This window comes from Acidovorax delafieldii 2AN (assembly GCF_000175235.1).
GTDB lineage: Bacteria > Pseudomonadota > Gammaproteobacteria > Burkholderiales > Burkholderiaceae_C > Acidovorax > Acidovorax delafieldii_B.
Map to the genome: position 1 here is coordinate 16,382 of NZ_ACQT01000005.1, position 17,097 is coordinate 33,478.

Consider the following 17,097-nt stretch of genomic DNA (forward strand, 5'->3'; position numbering starts at 1 on the left):
ACTCCCGCCGCAAAGGCGGGGTTGCTCACTGTCACTTGGCGGCGGTTGGCTTGTTCGACAAGCCCCAAACATAGGCCGCCAGCACCCCAATCTGCGCTTCGGTCAGTTTCTCGGCCTGCGCAGGCATCTGGTTCACCTTGCCATTATTTATCATGGCGGTGATGGCTGCCTCGCCCCAACCATGGAGCCAGATGTCATCTGTCAGGTTAGGGGCACCCAGGGCCTGATTGCCCTTGCCGTCCATGCCGTGGCAAGCTGCGCAGGCCATGAATTTCGGCTTGCCGAGCGAAGCGCGAAGCGAATCGTGCGGGCTGCCGGACAGGCTCAACACATAGTGCGCCAGATTGCGGACGTCTTCGGGCGTACCCACCGCAGCAGCCATCGGAGGCATGTTGCCGATGCGGCCCAGCGTCAGCGTTTCGCGAATCTTCTCGGGGCTGCCACCGTGCAACCAGTCACCGTCGGCTAGGTTCGGGAACCCCTTGCTGCCACGGGCGTCGGAGCCGTGGCACTGCGCGCAATTGTTCATGAACAAGCGGTCACCGATGGCCATGGCCTGAGGGTCGCGTGCCACGTCTTCCGGCTTCATGCTGGCAAACCGGGCGTACAGTGGCTCGAGTTCGGTCTTCGCCTTCGCCATCTCGGCGTCGTACTCACCCTTCTGGGTCCAGCCCAGCTTGCCAGTGAATTTGCCCAGGCCGGGGTACGCGGCCAGGTAGCCGAAACCAAACACGATGGTGATGACAAACAGCCACATCCACCACCGTGGCATGGGGTTGTTCATTTCCGTCAGGTCCTCGTCCCAGACGTGGCCTGTGGTGTTGTCGCTGGTCGCTACGACTTTCTTGCGCGCCGTGATCCACAGCAGAAGCAGACAGGCGATGATGCCGACGATGGTCAGCGCGGTCACATAGATCGACCAGAAATTGCTGGTGAAGTCACTCATGGGGTGTTCTCTTTCTGGTGGAGATCATTCTTGCTGGAAGGGCAGCTGCGCCGCCTCTTCGAAGCGCGCCTGGTTGCGGCCCATGTAGGCCCAGACCCAGATGCCGACAAAGCAGGCCATGGAGGCCAGCGTCGCAAAGATGCGCATGGTAGTGATGTCCATTGCGGTTCTCCTTACTTGAGCGCGCGGCCCATGACTTGCAGATAGGCTACCAGCGCATCGATCTCGGTCTTGCCCTTGACTTCCGCGGCGGACCCAGCGATCTGCTCGTCCGTGTACGGCACGCCCACCGTGCGCAATGCCTTCATGCGCGGAGCAACGTCGGCAGGGTCAATAGCGTTCTTCTCAAGCCAGGGGTAGGCTGGCATGTTGGACTCGGGCACCACGTCGCGGGGGTTGTTCAGGTGGATGCGATGCCATTCGTCGCTGTACTTGCCGCCCACACGCTGCAAATCGGGCCCAGTGCGCTTGGAACCCCACTGGAAGGGATGGTCGTACACGAACTCGCCTGCCACGGAATAGTGGCCGTAGCGCAGCGTCTCGGCGCGGAAGGGGCGAATCATTTGGGAGTGGCAGTTGTAGCAACCCTCGCGAATGTAGACGTCGCGCCCCATCAGCTGAAGCGCCGAGTACGGCTTGACACCCGTGACGGCCTCCGTCGTGGACTTCTGGAAGAACAGAGGCACGATCTCGGTCAAGCCACCGATGGCGATCACCAGCAGAATCAGCACGATCATCAGGAAGTTGCTGGTTTCCACTTTTTCGTGGGTGAAGCCGGCAGAAGCAGTTTGATTGTTGTTGGACATAATGTGCTCCTTCGGGTTCAGGCGTGGGCAGCGTTGACGGCCGGAATGGCCACCTTGACCGAACGACCCGAAATAGCGGTTGCCCAGACGTTCCAGGCCATGACGATCATGCCGCCCAGGTATAGCAGGCCACCGGCGACACGGATGACATAGAACGGATAGGTCGCCTTCACGCTTTCAACGAAGGTGTAGGTCAAGGTGCCATCCGGGTTGATGGCACGCCACATCAGGCCCTGCATCACGCCGGCAATCCACATGGCAGCGATGTACAGAACAATGCCGATGGTGGCCATCCAGAAATGCAACTCGATTGCCTTGATCGAATGCATCTTTTCACGGCCAAACAGGCGTGGAACCAGGTAGTACAGCGAACCCATGGTGATCAGACCCACCCAACCCAGGGCACCAGAGTGCACGTGACCAATGGTCCAGTCGGTGTAGTGGCTCAGGGCGTTGACGGTCTTGATGGACATCATCGGGCCTTCGAAGGTGGACATGCCGTAGAACGACAGTGACACGATCAGGAAGCGCAGGATGGGGTCGTCACGCAGCTTGTGCCATGCACCCGACAGCGTCATGATGCCGTTGATCATGCCGCCCCAGCTGGGAGCCAGCAGAATCAGCGAGAACACCATACCCACCGATTGGGTCCAGTCGGGGAGCGCTGTGTAGTGCAGATGGTGAGGGCCCGCCCACATGTACGTGAAAATCAGTGCCCAGAAGTGAACGATGGACAGGCGGTAGCTGTACACCGGACGGCCTGCCTGCTTGGGAATGAAGTAATACATCATGCCCAGGAAGCCCGTCGTCAGGAAGAAGCCCACGGCATTGTGGCCATACCACCACTGCACCATGGCATCCTGAACGCCCGCGTAGGCCGAGTAGCTCTTCATGAAACCAGCGGGAATGGCCGCACTGTTGACGATGTGCAGCAGAGCCACCGCCAGAATGAAGGCACCGAAGAACCAGTTGGCGACATAGATGTGCTTGACCTTGCGCGTACCCACCGTGCCAAAAAACACGATGGCATACGACACCCAGGTCACGGCAATCAAAATGTCGATCGGCCATTCCAGCTCGGCATATTCCTTACCCTGGGTGTAGCCCAGTGGAAGGCTGATAGCCGCAGCCACAATGACGATTTGCCAGGCCCAGAACGTGAACGCCGCCAAGGATGGGGCGAACAGGCGTGTCTGGCAGGTGCGCTGCACCACGTAATAGCTGGTGGCGAACAGCCCGCATCCGCCGAACGCAAAGATCACTGCGTTGGTGTGCAGCGGACGCAAGCGCCCGTAGCTGAGCCAGGGAATACCGAAATTGAGTTCGGGCCAGGCAAGCTGGGCGGCGATGAATACGCCTACCAGCATGCCAACCACCCCCCATACCACGGCCATGATAGAGAACTGGCGCACAACCGTATCGCTGTAGTGCGCAGTCACTGTTTTTGGAGAATCCATCGGGCACCTCGTTTTATTGCAGGAATAGCTTAATTCAAGTAGGGTTATTCAACATTTGATGCATGTCAATCGTCCCGGAGAATGCGCTCCCCCTCCTGTTCCACGCTGTCGAACTGCCCGTGATAGATCGCCCACCACAGGCCTGCCAGCACCATGAGGACCAAAATGACGGACAAGGGAATCAACAGATAGAGAATGTCCATCAGACAAGGCCAGGGGAAGATTGGAAAACAATAGTCATGCGGGCTGGGCCTCCACGGGCGTTGAAATGCCGAATCCCGACACCTCCACGCCCGGGAGCGCGCGGGACAAGCGAGCGGCATTGAGCACCACCAGCAGCGAACTGAGCGCCATGCCCAACCCTGCCAGCCAGGCCGGCATCCAGCCCACCAGCGCGAGCGGAACGCACAGCGCGTTGTAGCCAGCAGCCCACCATAGATTTTGCCTCACCACGCGCAGGGTTCGGCGCGCCAGCACGACGGTTTGGAGAACCAGCGACAGGCTGCCGCCCAGAACCACGAAATCAGCGCGGGACTGCGCCAGCGGCACCGAGCGGCCAAAGGCAAATGACACGTCGGCCCCCGCAAGCACGGGCCCGTCATTGAGGCCGTCGCCCACCATGGCCACGTGGTGCCCCTGCGCCTGCAGTCTCTGCAGCGCGGTCAGCTTGTCCTGCGGCGTGCACTCGCCTTGCGCCCGGGCGACCCCGGCCTGCCTCGCCACACGCCGCACAGCGGCAAACCGATCTCCCGAAAGGATCTGCACTGCAACGCCTGCATGCTGCAAGGCATGCACCACGACGGGCGCTTCGGGGCGCACGTCTTCGATCATGTCAAAGCGTGCTAGCTCGCGGAAGCGGCCATCGCCCTCTTGCTCCGAGAGCACGACCTGCAACGCATCGCCGCCATCCTGCAGGGCCACACCCGCATGGCGCGCGGAGCCCAGCCGCAGCAGGCGCGTTGGGTGCGCCCCCGTGGCATCGACGATCTCGGCGGTCAGACCCATGCCCGCATCTTCCTCGAGGTTGACAGCGTTCCATCGGCCGCCTTGCGCAATTGGCGGCGCAGCCGCCACGATGGCGCGGGACGCGGGGTGCATGGACTGCCGGGCCAAGGCCGCCGCCAGTTGCAACGCCTCGGCTCTTTCCTGTCCCGGCGCGCAGTGCACAGTCTGCACGGCCATGCCATCGCGCGTAAGCGTTCCGGTCTTGTCGAACACCAGCGTGTCCACGGCGGCAAGGGCTTCCAGCCCCTGAAGATTGCGCACCAGCACGCCATGGCGCGCCAGGGTGCCCGCGGCGGTCAGCATCGCCACCGGCGTAGCCAGGGAAAGTGCGCAGGGGCAGGTGACGATGAGCACCGCCACGGCCACCATCAGCGCATGGCCCGGATCGGACGGCCACCACCACGCCACGGCCAAGCCCGCCGCCAGCAACACGGCGACCAGAAAAGGGCGCGCGATGCGGTCTGCCAATTGGGCCAAGCGCGGCTTTTGCAGCGCCGCGTTCTCCATCAGGGCCAGGATCTGCGCGAAACGGGTCTGCCCTCCTACCCCCTGCACGCGGACCTCGACCGCAGACTGCAGGTTGTAACTACCCGCCGTCACCAGGCTTCCCAGCGGCCGCGCCACGGGGGTGGATTCGCCCGTGAGCAGGGCCTCGTCGGCCTGGGTGCCGCCGCGCGTGATGCAGCCGTCGGCAGGGAACGCCTCGCCCGGCAACACGCGGATGGTGTCCCCCACGACCAGCCGCCGCGTGACCACGCGCGTGAACGTGCCGTCAGGCCCGCGCCGCTCCACACTGTCGGGCAGGCGGTTCATCACGGCCTCCAGGGCGCCTGCCGTGCGATCGCGCAGCCGCAGCTCAAGCCAGCGGCCGGTGAGCAGGAAGAACACAAACATGGTCAACGAGTCGTAGTAGACCTCGCGCCCAAAGATGCCGGCCGGATCAAAAGTGCCCGCCGTGCTCACCACGAAGGTGATGCCCATGCCCAGGGCCACAGGCAAATCCATGCTGACGCGGCGCTGGCGGACGTCCTGCCAGGCACTCGTGAAAAACGGTCCACAGGCAAAGAACACCACCGGCAGCGTGAGCACCCACGACGCCCAGCGCAGTAGTTGTTCCATTTCGGCCGACAGATCGCCCGGCCGGGCCACATAGGCGGGCCACGCGTACATCATGACCTGCATCATGCAAAAACCCGCTACCAGCCAGCGCCAGAGCGCCCGCCGGCTTTCGCGCTGGCGCTGCTCCCGGGCCTGCGAATCCATGGCTGGCAGGGCGCGATAGCCCGCTTTTTGCACTGCGGCCATCCACTGCGACGGCCGGATCCGGCTCGGCCGCCAGACCACACGCGCGCGGTGCGTGGCAGCGCTGACGTCCACCTGTTCCACGCCGGGAACCGCTCGCAGGGCATCTTCGATTGTCAGAGCGCAGGCGGCGCAGTGCATGCCCTCCAGCACCACGTGCGACTCCCACACAGCGTCTTCAGAACGCTCTCCGGTGGTCGCCGCCACCCCGCCCTCCCCGCCCGCCAACCGTGCAGGCCCGCGCAAACGCCCGAACGCGGGCCACTCCTGCGGGTCGTCCAGCAGCACATCGGCCGCCATATCTGGCAAAGTGGAGGAGTTCGTGGACATGGTTCGAGCCTACCGACGGAGCATGACACGCACATTGACCTGGATCAAGCCACAAATCATGGCCTTCTCTAAGCTCCCAACATCCCTATCTCAAGGAGTCAAGCATGTACAAACGCATTCTCGTTGCCACTGACGGTTCCGCCCTTTCGGCCAAGGCCGTGCAAACCGGCCTGTCGCTGGCAGCCCTGTCGGGCGCCACCGTCGTCGCACTGAAAGTGGTGCCGCGTTACCCCCGTAGCTATTTCGAGGGCGGCATGCCGGTTGACATGGTGGATGTGAAGCGCATCGAGCAGCAATGGAGCGACGCTGCCCAGGAGCTCGTGAACAAGGTGAAGGCCCAGGGTTCTGCAGAAGGCGTGACCGTCAAGGCCGTGGTGGCCAAGTCCGATCTGGTGGCCGAAGCCGTGATCTCTGCCGCCAAAAAGCACAAGTGCGACCTGATCGTGATGGCGTCGCACGGCCGCAAGGGCATCAAGCGCCTGCTGCTGGGCAGCGAAACCCAGCATGTGCTCACCCACTCGCACATTCCGGTGCTGGTGCTGCGTTAAACGTCAAAATAGCTTGTAGCGCTTGATAATCAATCGCCTACAGCTATAAAAACAGAAGCAAAACGGGGCCCAAGGCCCCGTTTTTCGTGGACAGCGTGCCCACAGGTCAGGCAAACAGCCCCTTGTGCTGATCGCGCAGCAGGTTCTTTTGCACCTTGCCCATGGTATTGCGCGGCAGTTCGGCCGCAACGAAGCAGCGTTTGGGTATCTTGAAGTTGGCCAGCTGGGCCTTGAGTTGCGCCAGGATGGCGTCTCCGTCGAGCTGCGCGCCCGGCTTGGCGATGACGACGGCCACACCCACCTCGCCGAAATCGGGGTGCGGCACACCCACCACCGCGCTTTCAACCACGCCCGGCATGTCGTTGATGTAGCCCTCGATTTCCGCGGGATAGACGTTGTAGCCGCCGCTGATGATGAGGTCCTTGCTGCGGCCCACGATGCTCACGTAGCCCCGGTCGTCAACCTTGCCCACATCGCCGGTCTTGAACCAGCCATCGGCGCTGAACTCTTCCTTGGTTTTCTCGGGCATGCGCCAGTAGCCCTTGAACACGTTGGGCCCCTGCACCTGGATGTTGCCGATTTCCCCCACCGGCACCGGCTTGCCAGCGTCATCCACCACGCGCAGGCCCACACCGGGCAAGGGAAAGCCCACCGTGCTGCCACGCCGCTCGCTCTGCCCCCCGTGGCGCGGATCGGCGCGGTAGGGGTTGGACGTGAGCATGATGGTTTCGCTCATGCCATAGCGCTCGAGGATGGTGTGGCCCGTGCGCTCGCGCCAGGCATTGAAGGTCTCGATCAGCAGCGGCGCCGAGCCCGCGATGAACAGGCGCATGTTCCGCGCCGCGGCCTTGCTGAGCCCGGGCTCGGCCAGCATGCGCACATACAGCGTGGGAACGCCCATGAACACGGTGGCGCGCGGCATGGCGGCAATCACGGCCCTGGGATCGAACTTGGCGAACCAGATCATCTTGCTGCCGTTGAGCAGCGCGGCATGAATGGCGACAAACAGGCCATGCACGTGGAAGATGGGCAGCGCATGGATGAGCACGTCGCCAGGCTGGAAACCCCAGTAGTCCTTGAGCATCTCGGCGTTGCTCAGCAGATTGCCATGCGAGAGCATGGCGCCCTTGCTGCGCCCCGTGGTGCCGCTGGTGTACAGAATGGCGGCCAGGTCGTCGGCCTGACGGGCCACGGGCTTGTGCGTGTCTGCATGGCGGGCCGCGCGCTGCAGCAAGCTGCCGGTGCGGTCGTCGCCCAGCGTGAAGACATGCTGCGTGCCGGCCTTGAACGCGATCTTGGACACCCAGCCGAAGTTGCCGGGCGTGCACACCACGACGGCAGGCTCGGCGTTGCCCACGAAATATTCGATCTCGCCGCTCTGGTAGGCCGTGTTGAGCGGCAGGAACACATAGCCCGCACGCAACGTGGCAAGGTACAGCAGCATGGCCTCGACCGATTTCTCGACCTGCACCGCCACGCGGCTGCCTTCGGGCAGCTTCAGCGATGCCAGCAGATTGGCAATGCGCGCGCTGGCATGGTCAAGGTCGTGCCAGGTGTAGAGCAGCGGTTCGCCCTGCGGCGAGATGGTTTCGACGGCGATCTGGTCCAGGTCAGCCGGAAAGGCGGCGCGCAGCGCCTCGAAAAGATTGCGTTGGGACATGGTGAAAAAATCTGGAATGAGAGGAAAGGCTGCGGACGCATTTATAACCATATCCGCGCCCGGCTCTGCGGCCTGTGGGAGAGAGAGGTCAGGCCAGGGGCGCTTGCGGCATTGCAAGCTCCTGCAGGATGCGCTCACGGTCGGCATCCAGCGCTGGCGGCTGGCGCCGCACCAGCGGTTGCGCTTGTCCCACGGCGAGGGGGTTGCCGGCCACGCGCAAGGGCTGGCCACCGCCGGTCTGCACCTGTGTGAACATGCCCCGCGCCTGCACCTGCGGGTGATCAACGATCTCGGCCACCGAACTGTATTCGCCGGTGGGGATTCCGTTGTCGGCCAGCAGTTGGAGCCAGTGTGCCCGCGGACGGGTGCGCAGCCGCTCTTCGAGCAATTCCTTGAGAAGCGCCTCATGCGTGCAACGCTGGGCATTGCTTTCGAAACGCGCATCGCCGGCCAGGGCGGGCAGTTCCAGCAGATCGCACAAGCGCTTGAAAAGCGCATCGCTGCCCACTGCGATCACGAACCAGCCGTCCTGCGCGGCGAACACGTCGAAGGGCGTCATGGAGGGGTGGCGTGAACCAATCGGCCCCGGAACGCTGCCGGTGGCGCCGTAGCGCGCGATGGCGTTTTCGAGCAACGCCACCTGGCAGTCAAGCATGGAGACATCCACGCGCTCGCCTTGCCCGGTGCGGGCACGGCGCATCAGCGCTGACTGCGTGCCAATCACGGCATACAGCCCGGCCCCGAGGTCTCCAATCGAAACGCCGACGCGGCAGGGGCCTGTGCCGGGGTGGCCGGTGACACTCATCATGCCGCTCATCGCCTGCACCACCATGTCGTACGCCGGGAAACCCCGGTAGGGCCCCGTCTGTCCAAACCCCGACACGGATGTCATCACCAGCAGGGGATAGCGGGCGTGCAACTGCGCCCAGCCGTAACCCAGCTTTTCCATCGTGCCGGGCCGGTAGTTTTCCACCAGTACATCCGCGCGTTCCAGCAGGCGCTCAAAGACCTCGCGGTCCGCAGGCTGCTTGAGGTCCAGCGCGATGGATTCCTTGTTGCGGTTGACCGAAAGAAAATAGGCAGATGTACCCTCGACAAACGGGCCGATGGCGCGCGCATCATCGCCCGTGCCGGGCTGCTCGACCTTGATCACCCGCGCCCCCAGGTCGCCCAGAATCTGCGTACAGGCGGGGCCGGCCAGCACCCGCGTCAGGTCAACGACCGTGATTCCATGCAGCGGCAGATCGGCCGGTGTGGCTTGTGTCGTGGCATTCATTGCAGGCCCGCCCCGGAACGCAGCGTCAGCTCGCGGGACTCCTTGCCCTCGTTGGCAGCCCAGGCGCGGAACGCCTCCAGCGACGCCGAGGGCGCAGCCACGTTGCCCTGCTTTTCAAGCCGCGCCTTCACATCGGGGTCGCCCAGCGCTTCCGCGCTTGCCTGGAACAGCTTTTTCACCACGTCGGCAGGCAGGCCCGCCGGACCGAACAGGCCGAACCAGAAAGTGAAGTCGTAGCCATCGACCCCAGACTCCCGCATCCCCGGCACGTCGGGAAACAAGGGCGAACGCTCTGCTGTCGTCACCGCCAGCACGCGCAGCTTGCCACCCTGCGCCAGCGGCAGCACCGAGGGCGGTGTGCCGAAAGTCATGTCCACATCGCCTGCCGCCACTGCCTGGATCGACGGCGCACCCCCCTTGAACGGCACGTGCAGCATCTTGAGCCCCCCGCTGGCCTGGGTGAACGACAACGCAGCCAGGTGGGTGACCACCCCGGCGCCCGAGGACGAATAGCTCAGTTTCTCGGGCTGGCTGCGCGCCAGCGCCACCAGCTCCTTCACGGACTGGGCCGGGAAATCCTTCTTCACGGCAAGCAGCATGGGGGCAGCGCTCCAGCGCGAAATCGCCGTGAAGTTCTTGGCGCCGTCGTAACGCGCACTCTTGTAAAGCAACTGGTCAGAGCCGTAGATGTTCGCGCTGCCCAGCAGCAGCGTGTAGCCGTCGGCTGGCGCGCGCGCCACCTGGTCTGACGCGAGGGTCGTACCCGCGCCGGGCCTGTTGTCCACGATGACCGACTGGCCCAGGATCTTGCCCATCTTGTCGGACACAATGCGCGCCACCGCATCAGCCCCGCCACCCGGCGGGAAGCCCACGACGAGCGTGATGGGGCGCACGGGGTAAGCCTGCGCCTGCGCCCCTGCACAGAAGGCGCCAAGCACCAGCGGAACAACGATGCGTTTGAATTTGAACATGGGTTTTGTCTCCTTTTGGTATGGGTATAGGCATCGGTTGGGCGCGGATGGAGGCAATGGGCGTGGCGGGCCCGCGCGTCATCGTCCCTTGAACACCGGCTTGCGCTTCTCGCGCCAGGCCGCGCCGCCTTCCTGCAGGTCTTCAGAATGCACGGTGCGCAAAACCTCTTGCGCAATGGCTTCGGGGTTGTGAAGACCGCGGGCAATCAGGTTCAGGTGTTTCTTCATGCCGAACAGGGGCAGCGGTGCCATGGCGCCCAGTGTTTCCGTCAACCCGTCCACCACGGCCTGCAAGGCATCAGGCTCGACCAGATGGGTGAAAAACCCGCAGGCCTTCATTTCGCGCGCATCCAGCCGCTCACAGGTAAGGAAAAGGCGTTTGGCGGTGTCCAGCCCGAGGCGCGTCACATAGCGCTCAAGGCCACCCTGGTAGAAATGCAGGCCCAGGCGGGCTGCGGGCATGAACATTTCCGCGGCGCTGCTGCCCACGCGAAAATCGCAAGCGAGCGCCAGGTCCGTCGCGCCACCGTAGACACCGCCCTGTACCGCAGCGATGGTCACGGCACGGCACTGCTCGACGACGTCCACCATTTCACCAAAGCTGCTGCCTTGGTTCTGGCTGTTCTTTACTTCTGATATATCATAGCCACTGCAAAAATATTTGCCCTCGCTGCGCAACACGGCCACTCTGATGTCGTCGCGTTCATTGATGGTTTTGATGTGGGCAATCAATGCAGGCAGGTCTTCCGGCGAGAGCTTGTTGGCCACTTCCGGGCGCCGGAGGGTGATGGTGGCCACGTGGTTTTGGAGTTCGAGATGGGGAATCATGTGTATCAGCTTTGACTTTAGATATATCTGAAATTAGAAAATGCAGCATGAACCATATCAATCCGTGAAAACCCCCGCTTCATCCAGCCTCCAGGACCGTATTCGCCTGACGCTGGAGGAAGATCTGCGTTCGGGGCAGCTGCTGCCCGGCATGGCAATCAATGAGCCTGCGCTGTGCGCGCGCTTTGGCGCCTCGCGCACGCCGGTGCGCGAAGCCTTGCTGCTGCTGGCGGCCAAAGGATTGGTGGACATTCGCCCCCGCTCGGGCATCTATGTGCGTCAGCTCGAGGCACGCGAACTGGTGGCCATGATGGAAGGGCTGGCGGAACTGGAGGGTGTGCTGGCAAGGTTAGCGGCCATCCGTATCAGCGCGCCGCTGGCCGCAAGGCTTGACGCCGCGCTGCACTGCACGGCCGAGCGGGCGCTGGCCGACGATGCCGAAGGCTATGCGCAGGCCAACGCCGAACTGCACGAAATCATCTACGAAGCCAGTGGCAACGCCTTCATCGTCGAGCAGACCCGGCTGGTGCGCCTGCGCATCACGCCCTACCGTGGCCGTATGTTCGAAAAACCAGGCCGGTTGGCGCGCTCGCAGGCCGAGCACGAGGCCGTGGTCGGCGCCATCCGCGCAGGCCATGGCGAAGCCGCCGCAGAGGCCATGCGCACCCACATTTCGATGGGAGGCCGCGCTTTCGCCGACATGGTGCTGGGCGCGCCATCCCTGGCACCCGAGCATCCGCGCCCGCGCACCCGCCGCCCACAGGGCGGCACGAAGCAGGGCAGCCTGGGCTAATCGAGCTTGGCGCCCGAGGCTTTGACCACCTGCGCCCAGCGTTTGACTTCGCTGCTGACCATGGCCGCGAATTGCTGCTGGGTCATGCCGCCATAGTCGGCGCCATTGCTGGCCCAGATGGTCTTGATTTCATCGGCCGCGCCAATGCGCCGGATGTCCTCGACGATGCGTGCCTGCACGTCCGCAGGCGTCCCCTTGGGCGCCCACAGGCCGTACCACGTGGTGACGGTGTAGTCGGGCAGGCCCACCTCTGCGGCGCACGGCACGTCGGGAAAGGCGGGATTGCGCTTGCCGCCCGACACCATCAACGCCTTGATGCGGCCGCTTTTGATGTGGGTGGCCGACGAGCCCAGACCATCAAACATCATGTCCACATTGCCCGCGATCAGGTCCTGCAAAGCGGGGCCCGCGCCCCGGTAGGGAATGTGCGTGATGAACGTCCCCGTCTGCTGCTTGAACAGTTCGCCAGCGAGATGGTGCGAGGTACCAGCCCCGGCCGAACCGTAGTTGAGCTTGGCGGGATTGCGCTTGACGTGTTCCAGAAACTGCTTGAAGTTGCTGACGGGAACGGCCTTGGGGTTCACCACCAGTACCTGCGGCACGTTGGCCAGTAGCGCCAGCGGAATGAAGTCCTTCTCGAGGTCATAGTCCAGCCGGGGGTACATCGACGGGGCAATGGCGTGGTGCACGGCCCCCATGAACAGCGTGTAGCCGTCGGGCGTCCCCTTGGCGGCATAGCTGGCGCCCACGGTGCCACCGGCCCCGCCACGGTTGTCGATCACCAGCATCTTGCCGGTGATCTTCGAGAACTGCGCCGACAGTGGCCGCGCGAAGGCGTCCGTGCCCCCGCCGGCCGGAAAGGGCACCACCAGCGTCACGGGCTTGGAAGGCCATGCGCCCTGCGCCCAGCTGCCGCCGGACGCCAGCGCGAGTCCTGCTGCGGCACCCACCAGCACGGTGCGGCGTTGCATGCTGTGTTCTTTCATCTTGTCTCCTGTCGTCGTTGTAGAAATTGGAAATGGGAAGGCGAATCCCCGGCCGCCCCCTCAGACACGGCACAGACTGTCGATGTCGTTCGAGACCGGAATCTTGCCTTGCGCCAACAGGCTGCGATGTTTGTCGATGCGCTTGAGGTCGTACAGATAGTTCACCATCAGGCCATACGATTGTTTCATTCCCTTGGCAGACGGGTCCCCGGCCCAGTTGAGCCGCTCCACACGCGCCCCGTTGCCCAAGTGAAAGCGCGCTACGGCATCCACCGGTTTGCCGTCCTGCAGCTCACGGCCCAGGTAGCAGGCGGCGCATTCGAGCAGGGCCTGGCGCACGGGCGAGCGCGCGTCCAGCTCCAGCGCCTTGTCGGCGGCAGCGAGCAGCTGCGCGGCCTGCGGCGGCTCGGCGCCAAGGGCACGCCCCAGCTCCGCCCGCCGCTTGTCGTCCAGACGCTCGAGCATGGCCCCCGCGTTCTTGCCCAGCCAGGCACGGAAGCCGGGGATGGGCGATAGCGTTGCAAAGGTGCGCAGGCGTGGAAATTCGGCCGTGAGCGTCTCCACCACGTGCTTGATGAGCGAGTCGCCAAAGCTCACGCCGCGCAGCCCTGGCTGCGTGTTGCTGATCGAATAGAAAATGGCCGTGGTGGCCTTCTTCAGATCGGCAGGGGCGGCCGCCTCGTCCAGCAGGGGCGTGATGCTGGAGGAAATGTGGTCCACCAGCGCCACTTCCACGAAGATGAGCGGTTCATTGGGCAGGCGCGGGTGAAAGAAACCGTAGCAGCGGCGGTCGCTGTCAAGGCGGTTCTTGAGGTCTGCCCAGCTTCGGATGTCGTGCACGGCCTCGTACTTGATCAACTTTTCGATCAGCGACGCCGGCGAGTCCCATGACAGGCGCCGCAACTCCAGGAACGCCACGTCGAACCAGGTGGAAAACAGATGCTCAAGGTCGGCATCCAGGGCCACCAGGCGCTTGTCGGATTTGAGCTGGGGCAGCAATTCGGCGCGCAAGTCGACCAGAAAGCGCATGCCCTCGGGGAACACCGCAAACCGCTGCATCAGCCGCGTGCGCGGCGACACGAGCGCGCGGCGCAGGCTGATTTCGGCCTGTCCTTCATCCGCCGTGCCGGCAGCAGCCTCATAGCGCTGGCGGGCCGACTGAAAGCGCGTGGCGTCGGGGGCGAACTGTTCGCACAGCAGCAGCCACATGTCGCGGCGCTCTTCGGGCTCAGCCCCTGCGTACCAGGCGGCCACGGCCTGTGCACGCCGCCCGCCCTCGATCTCGCTGACCTGCGGCGCCACGACTTCCTGCAGGTCCGCCAGCAGGCGGCGCAGCGCTCGCGGCGACAGCGCCTCGTTTCCGCGCCGCAGCGTAGCCTGCAGGCGCTCGTGCGTGGAGCGCGGCGCTGGTGCCTTCGAAGCCTTTTCGGCGGCGGGCGCCGCGGAACGCAGACGCGAAACGCTGCGGGATATCCATTCAGTGGTGTTGGTCATGGGTTCAGCCTCGATTGGTGGTTGCGGGCAACCTCGCGCAGCGCCTCGCGCTGGTGCAGCAGGTGGGTGCGCATGGCCGATTCCGCCCCCGCACCGTCACCGCGCTTCAGGGCGTCGAACACTGCAAGGTGCTCGGCCAGGCTTTGCTGCAGCCGCCCCGGCGCGTGCAGTTGCTGCAGGCGGGCCAGCCGCAGGATCTTGCGCAGGTCGCCAATGGCCTGGGCCAGCCAGCGGTTGTCGGCCAGGGTGATGAAGGCCTCGTGGATTGCGTGGTTGACCGTGTAGTAGTCGGTGATGCGCCCCTCGGCCGCACATTGCTGCAGGCGCAGGTGAAGCACTTCCAGCGCCGCCACGTCGGCATCGCCCGCACGGCACGTGGCCCCCCGGGCTGCACAGCCCTCCAGCAGCGCGATCACCGGGAAAATCTCGTCCAGATCACGCTCGGTCACCTCGGCCACGAAACAGCCGCGGCGCGGCTCATGGCGCAGCAGCCCTTCGGCCACCAACACCTTGAGCGCCTCGCGCAGCGGTGTGCGTGAAATGGACAACCGTTCACACAGGGCCGCCTCGTCGAGAAAGCTGCCGGGCGGCAAAGCCCCCGAAAAGATTTGCTCACGCAGCCCCAGGGCGACTTCGTCGTGCAGGGAATTGACAAGAGTGCGCATGGTGAGCGGCAGTTTTTTGCGTGCGGGTGACCGGCACAAGCGAGAACAAGTGGGGAGGTTGCGCACCGATAGTTGTATCGGTATGCAACAAACACCAACATAACTCCAAAGAACCTGATTTTCCGTAATTTCTCATAATTATGAGATGGGGCACGAAGCCGATCCATCCGCACTTACCAGCACAGCATCCCTCCCGCAGCCCTGAAGCTGGGTGCGCGCCGCGTTGCTCCCAAAGCCACCCGCAGAGGTCCCTCCCGGCGCCAGGCACCTACAATGCCGCCCCTGCCCTGCTTGCACCACGCCGCCCATGAACAACATCGTCATCAACGAAGACCTCAAAGCCTATATCGATCCGCTGACTCCAGAAGAATATGAATCGCTGGAGCGCAGCCTGCTGTCCGAGGGGTGCCGCGATGCGCTGGTGCTGTGGGGCGACGTGCTGGTGGACGGCCATAACCGCTACGGCATTTGCCAAAAGCATGGCCTGCCGTTCCAGACCGTGCAGAACACCCGCTTTCAGTCGATGCAGGACGTGCATCTGTGGATGATCGACCAGCACCTCGGCCGGCGCAGCGTGTCGGACTTTCAGCGGGGCGTGCTCGCCCTGCGCAAGCGCGAAATCGTGGCCGAGCGGCGAGCCACGGCACTGGCGGACATGCCAGCGCCCGCGTCTGTCGAGCATGCCGGCGAGATTTCTGCGGAGCCTGCGCCTGGAGCCCCGGAACCGTCCGCCGAGCCCCTGGGCACCCGCGAAGCCATCGCCCGAGCGGCGCGGTTGAGCAGCAGCCAGATGGTGATGATCGAGAAGATCCAGAAACAGGCAGCCCCCGAAGTGGTGGCAGCGGTCAAGTCCGGCACGATCTCGATCAACGCGGCGGCGGCAGTGGCCACCTTGCCGGCCGAAGAACAGGTGGCAGCAGCCGTCGGAGGCAAGGATGAACTCAAGCAGGCCGCCAAGCGCGTGCGCGACGCCAAACGGAAACCGCGCGATGAACCGGCCCAGGCCCGGGACCATGGGGATGCCACCACAGACACCGTGGCCGCCCTGCAGCAACGCATCGCCGAACTGACGGCTGAAAACACGGCATTGCGCCAGCAACTGGCAGCCCTTGGCGCAACGCAATAGCTATTATTTCAATAGCTGTTAGCGCTCAGCCATCAAGCGCCACAGGCAGATTTCATGCATTTTTTGATCGTACTGCCGGCTGGCGTTGCGCCCACAGCCAGAGCCCGACGCCCGCGACGATCATGGGCAGGCACAGCCATTGGCCCATGCTCATGCCCAGCGACAGGAGCCCCAGGAAGGCATCGGGCTCGCGGAAATACTCGGCGATGAAGCGGAAGGCGCCGTAGCCGACCAGAAACGCCGCGGCCACCTCGCCCTGGCGCCGCTCGCGCCGCGCATACAGCCACAGCAGCACAAACAGCAGCAGCCCCTCCATCAGGAACTGGTAAATCTGCGAGGGATGGCGCGGCTGCATCGAGCCGCTGTGCGCAAAGACCATGCCCCACGGCAGATCAGGGCTGGCAAAACGGCCCCACAACTCCCCGTTGATGAAGTTGCCCACGCGCCCCGCCGCCAGCCCCGTGGGCACGCACGGTGCCACGAAATCGGCCACCTGCAGCCAAGGCCGCCGACGCGAATGGGCAAACCAGAGCATGGCAACTATCACGCCAAGCAGCCCACCGTGGAAGCTCATGCCGCCTTGCCAGACGGCAAAAATCTCCAGCGGATGGGTGAGGTAGTAGCCCGGCTTGTAGAACAGGCAATATCCCAAGCGCCCGCCGGCCACCACGCCGGCCACACCCAGAAAAAGAATGTCCTCGACATCCTTGCGCGTCCACGCGCCCGGGCCCTGGATCGAGGCAAAGGGCTCATGGCGCAGGCGGCGGATACCCAGCAGCATGAACAGGCCAAAAGCCGCAAGGTAGGTCAGGCCGTACCAGTGGATGGCCACCGGGCCGATCTGCAACGCAACGGGATTGATGTGGGGGTATATCAGCATGGCGGGCATTGTGCCGCAAGGTCT

17 protein-coding genes are annotated in these 17,097 nt (G+C 64.1%); 3 read left to right on the forward strand and 14 right to left on the reverse strand.

Translation table 11 applies throughout. The annotated features are described in order from the left end of the window. Positions 1–31: 31 nt before the first annotated feature. The 6 genes from ccoP to ACDELDRAFT_RS01910 all read right to left on the reverse strand — a co-directional run bounded on the left by ccoP (position 32) and on the right by ACDELDRAFT_RS01910 (position 5,846). Positions 32–946, reverse strand: a complete 915-nt coding sequence (gene ccoP / locus ACDELDRAFT_RS01885; RefSeq protein WP_005793051.1) for a cytochrome-c oxidase, cbb3-type subunit III — start codon at positions 944–946, stop codon at positions 32–34. Positions 947–970: 24 nt separating this feature from the next. After that, on the reverse strand, positions 971–1,108 hold the full coding sequence (locus tag ACDELDRAFT_RS01890) for a cbb3-type cytochrome oxidase subunit 3 (RefSeq protein ID WP_005793052.1): 138 nt from the start codon (positions 1,106–1,108) through the stop codon (positions 971–973). Between the two features lie 11 nt (positions 1,109–1,119). Beyond that, positions 1,120–1,752: a cytochrome-c oxidase, cbb3-type subunit II gene (ccoO, locus tag ACDELDRAFT_RS01895; RefSeq protein ID WP_005793054.1), complete on the reverse strand. Its 633-nt coding sequence runs from the start codon at positions 1,750–1,752 to the stop codon at positions 1,120–1,122. A 17-nt stretch (positions 1,753–1,769) separates the two neighbouring features. Further along, positions 1,770–3,209, reverse strand: a complete 1,440-nt coding sequence (gene ccoN, locus ACDELDRAFT_RS01900) for a cytochrome-c oxidase, cbb3-type subunit I (RefSeq protein ID WP_005793055.1) — start codon at positions 3,207–3,209, stop codon at positions 1,770–1,772. Positions 3,210–3,274: 65 nt separating this feature from the next. Beyond that, entirely contained in the window at positions 3,275–3,412 is a 138-nt protein-coding gene (gene ccoS / locus ACDELDRAFT_RS01905) for a cbb3-type cytochrome oxidase assembly protein CcoS (protein ID WP_005793056.1), read from the reverse strand. 34 nt (positions 3,413–3,446) lie between these two features. Beyond that, the gene (locus ACDELDRAFT_RS01910) at positions 3,447–5,846 is read right to left on the reverse strand and encodes a heavy metal translocating P-type ATPase (protein ID WP_005793057.1); all 2,400 of its coding nucleotides are present in this window, start codon (positions 5,844–5,846) and stop codon (positions 3,447–3,449) included. A 104-nt stretch (positions 5,847–5,950) separates the two neighbouring features. Between ACDELDRAFT_RS01910 and ACDELDRAFT_RS01915 the strand changes: the two genes are divergently transcribed. Continuing rightward, positions 5,951–6,394, forward strand: a complete 444-nt coding sequence (locus ACDELDRAFT_RS01915; RefSeq protein ID WP_005793058.1) for a universal stress protein — start codon at positions 5,951–5,953, stop codon at positions 6,392–6,394. Between the two features lie 106 nt (positions 6,395–6,500). Here the strand turns inward: ACDELDRAFT_RS01915 and ACDELDRAFT_RS01920 are convergent, their stop codons facing one another. From ACDELDRAFT_RS01920 to ACDELDRAFT_RS01935, 4 genes are all read right to left on the reverse strand, one after another. Continuing rightward, positions 6,501–8,054 carry a malonate--CoA ligase gene (locus ACDELDRAFT_RS01920; protein WP_040327766.1) on the reverse strand — a complete coding sequence of 518 codons (1,554 nt, stop codon included), beginning with the start codon at positions 8,052–8,054 and terminating at the stop codon, positions 6,501–6,503. A gap of 88 nt (positions 8,055–8,142) precedes the next feature. Further along, complete coding sequence (locus ACDELDRAFT_RS01925) at positions 8,143–9,330, reverse strand: CaiB/BaiF CoA transferase family protein (RefSeq protein WP_005793060.1); 1,188 nt, start codon at positions 9,328–9,330, stop codon at positions 8,143–8,145. Further along, positions 9,327–10,301 (reverse strand): Bug family tripartite tricarboxylate transporter substrate binding protein, encoded by a 975-nt coding sequence (locus tag ACDELDRAFT_RS01930; protein WP_005793061.1) that lies wholly within the window; start codon positions 10,299–10,301, stop codon positions 9,327–9,329. The genes ACDELDRAFT_RS01925 and ACDELDRAFT_RS01930 overlap by 4 nt, the downstream gene beginning before the upstream one ends. A 78-nt stretch (positions 10,302–10,379) precedes the next feature. Then, entirely contained in the window at positions 10,380–11,129 is a 750-nt protein-coding gene (locus ACDELDRAFT_RS01935) for an enoyl-CoA hydratase/isomerase family protein (protein ID WP_005793062.1), read from the reverse strand. A 40-nt stretch (positions 11,130–11,169) separates the two neighbouring features. Here ACDELDRAFT_RS01935 and ACDELDRAFT_RS01940 point away from each other — a divergent pair, with 40 nt between their 5' ends. Beyond that, positions 11,170–11,922, forward strand: a complete 753-nt coding sequence (locus ACDELDRAFT_RS01940) for a GntR family transcriptional regulator (RefSeq protein WP_005793063.1) — start codon at positions 11,170–11,172, stop codon at positions 11,920–11,922. Here ACDELDRAFT_RS01940 and ACDELDRAFT_RS01945 read toward each other — a convergent pair. Genes ACDELDRAFT_RS01945 through ACDELDRAFT_RS01955 form a run of 3 tightly spaced genes read right to left on the reverse strand, consistent with a single transcriptional unit; the run spans position 11,919 to position 15,067 of the window. After that, a complete protein-coding gene (locus ACDELDRAFT_RS01945; protein WP_005793064.1) occupies positions 11,919–12,908 on the reverse strand; it encodes a Bug family tripartite tricarboxylate transporter substrate binding protein in 990 nt (329 codons plus the stop codon). The two genes, ACDELDRAFT_RS01940 and ACDELDRAFT_RS01945, sit on opposite strands and share 4 nt — an antisense overlap. A 60-nt stretch (positions 12,909–12,968) precedes the next feature. After that, positions 12,969–14,402 (reverse strand): malonyl-CoA decarboxylase, encoded by a 1,434-nt coding sequence (locus ACDELDRAFT_RS01950; RefSeq protein ID WP_005793065.1) that lies wholly within the window; start codon positions 14,400–14,402, stop codon positions 12,969–12,971. Continuing rightward, positions 14,399–15,067: a GntR family transcriptional regulator gene (locus tag ACDELDRAFT_RS01955; protein ID WP_005793066.1), complete on the reverse strand. Its 669-nt coding sequence runs from the start codon at positions 15,065–15,067 to the stop codon at positions 14,399–14,401. The genes ACDELDRAFT_RS01950 and ACDELDRAFT_RS01955 overlap by 4 nt, the downstream gene beginning before the upstream one ends. A gap of 307 nt (positions 15,068–15,374) precedes the next feature. Here ACDELDRAFT_RS01955 and ACDELDRAFT_RS01960 point away from each other — a divergent pair, with 307 nt between their 5' ends. Then, the gene (locus tag ACDELDRAFT_RS01960; protein ID WP_005793067.1) at positions 15,375–16,193 is read left to right on the forward strand and encodes a hypothetical protein; all 819 of its coding nucleotides are present in this window, start codon (positions 15,375–15,377) and stop codon (positions 16,191–16,193) included. Positions 16,194–16,245: 52 nt separating this feature from the next. Here ACDELDRAFT_RS01960 and lgt read toward each other — a convergent pair whose 3' ends face one another. Continuing rightward, positions 16,246–17,073: a prolipoprotein diacylglyceryl transferase gene (gene lgt / locus ACDELDRAFT_RS01965; protein WP_040327778.1), complete on the reverse strand. Its 828-nt coding sequence runs from the start codon at positions 17,071–17,073 to the stop codon at positions 16,246–16,248. Positions 17,074–17,097: the final 24 nt, after the last annotated feature.

Excerpts from the sequence above, each read along its gene's own strand:
- ACDELDRAFT_RS01955 (WP_005793066.1), bottom strand. The coding sequence starts at position 15,067 with ATGCGCACTCTTGTCAATTCCCTGCACGACGAAGTCGCCCTGGGGCTG.
- ccoN (WP_005793055.1), bottom strand. The coding sequence starts at position 3,209 with ATGGATTCTCCAAAAACAGTGACTGCGCACTACAGCGATACGGTTGTG.
- ACDELDRAFT_RS01960 (WP_005793067.1), top strand. The coding sequence starts at position 15,375 with ATGAACAACATCGTCATCAACGAAGACCTCAAAGCCTATATCGATCCG.
- ACDELDRAFT_RS01945 (WP_005793064.1), bottom strand. The coding sequence starts at position 12,908 with ATGAAAGAACACAGCATGCAACGCCGCACCGTGCTGGTGGGTGCCGCA.
- ACDELDRAFT_RS01890 (WP_005793052.1), bottom strand. The coding sequence starts at position 1,108 with ATGGACATCACTACCATGCGCATCTTTGCGACGCTGGCCTCCATGGCC.
- ACDELDRAFT_RS01950 (WP_005793065.1), bottom strand. The coding sequence starts at position 14,402 with ATGACCAACACCACTGAATGGATATCCCGCAGCGTTTCGCGTCTGCGT.
- ACDELDRAFT_RS01930 (WP_005793061.1), bottom strand. The coding sequence starts at position 10,301 with ATGTTCAAATTCAAACGCATCGTTGTTCCGCTGGTGCTTGGCGCCTTC.
- ccoS (WP_005793056.1), bottom strand. The coding sequence starts at position 3,412 with ATGGACATTCTCTATCTGTTGATTCCCTTGTCCGTCATTTTGGTCCTC.
- lgt (WP_040327778.1), bottom strand. The coding sequence starts at position 17,073 with ATGCTGATATACCCCCACATCAATCCCGTTGCGTTGCAGATCGGCCCG.
- ACDELDRAFT_RS01920 (WP_040327766.1), bottom strand. The coding sequence starts at position 8,054 with ATGTCCCAACGCAATCTTTTCGAGGCGCTGCGCGCCGCCTTTCCGGCT.
- ACDELDRAFT_RS01910 (WP_005793057.1), bottom strand. The coding sequence starts at position 5,846 with ATGTCCACGAACTCCTCCACTTTGCCAGATATGGCGGCCGATGTGCTG.
- ACDELDRAFT_RS01915 (WP_005793058.1), top strand. The coding sequence starts at position 5,951 with ATGTACAAACGCATTCTCGTTGCCACTGACGGTTCCGCCCTTTCGGCC.
- ACDELDRAFT_RS01935 (WP_005793062.1), bottom strand. The coding sequence starts at position 11,129 with ATGATTCCCCATCTCGAACTCCAAAACCACGTGGCCACCATCACCCTC.
- ccoO (WP_005793054.1), bottom strand. The coding sequence starts at position 1,752 with ATGTCCAACAACAATCAAACTGCTTCTGCCGGCTTCACCCACGAAAAA.
- ccoP (WP_005793051.1), bottom strand. The coding sequence starts at position 946 with ATGAGTGACTTCACCAGCAATTTCTGGTCGATCTATGTGACCGCGCTG.
- ACDELDRAFT_RS01925 (WP_005793060.1), bottom strand. The coding sequence starts at position 9,330 with ATGAATGCCACGACACAAGCCACACCGGCCGATCTGCCGCTGCATGGA.
- ACDELDRAFT_RS01940 (WP_005793063.1), top strand. The coding sequence starts at position 11,170 with ATGCAGCATGAACCATATCAATCCGTGAAAACCCCCGCTTCATCCAGC.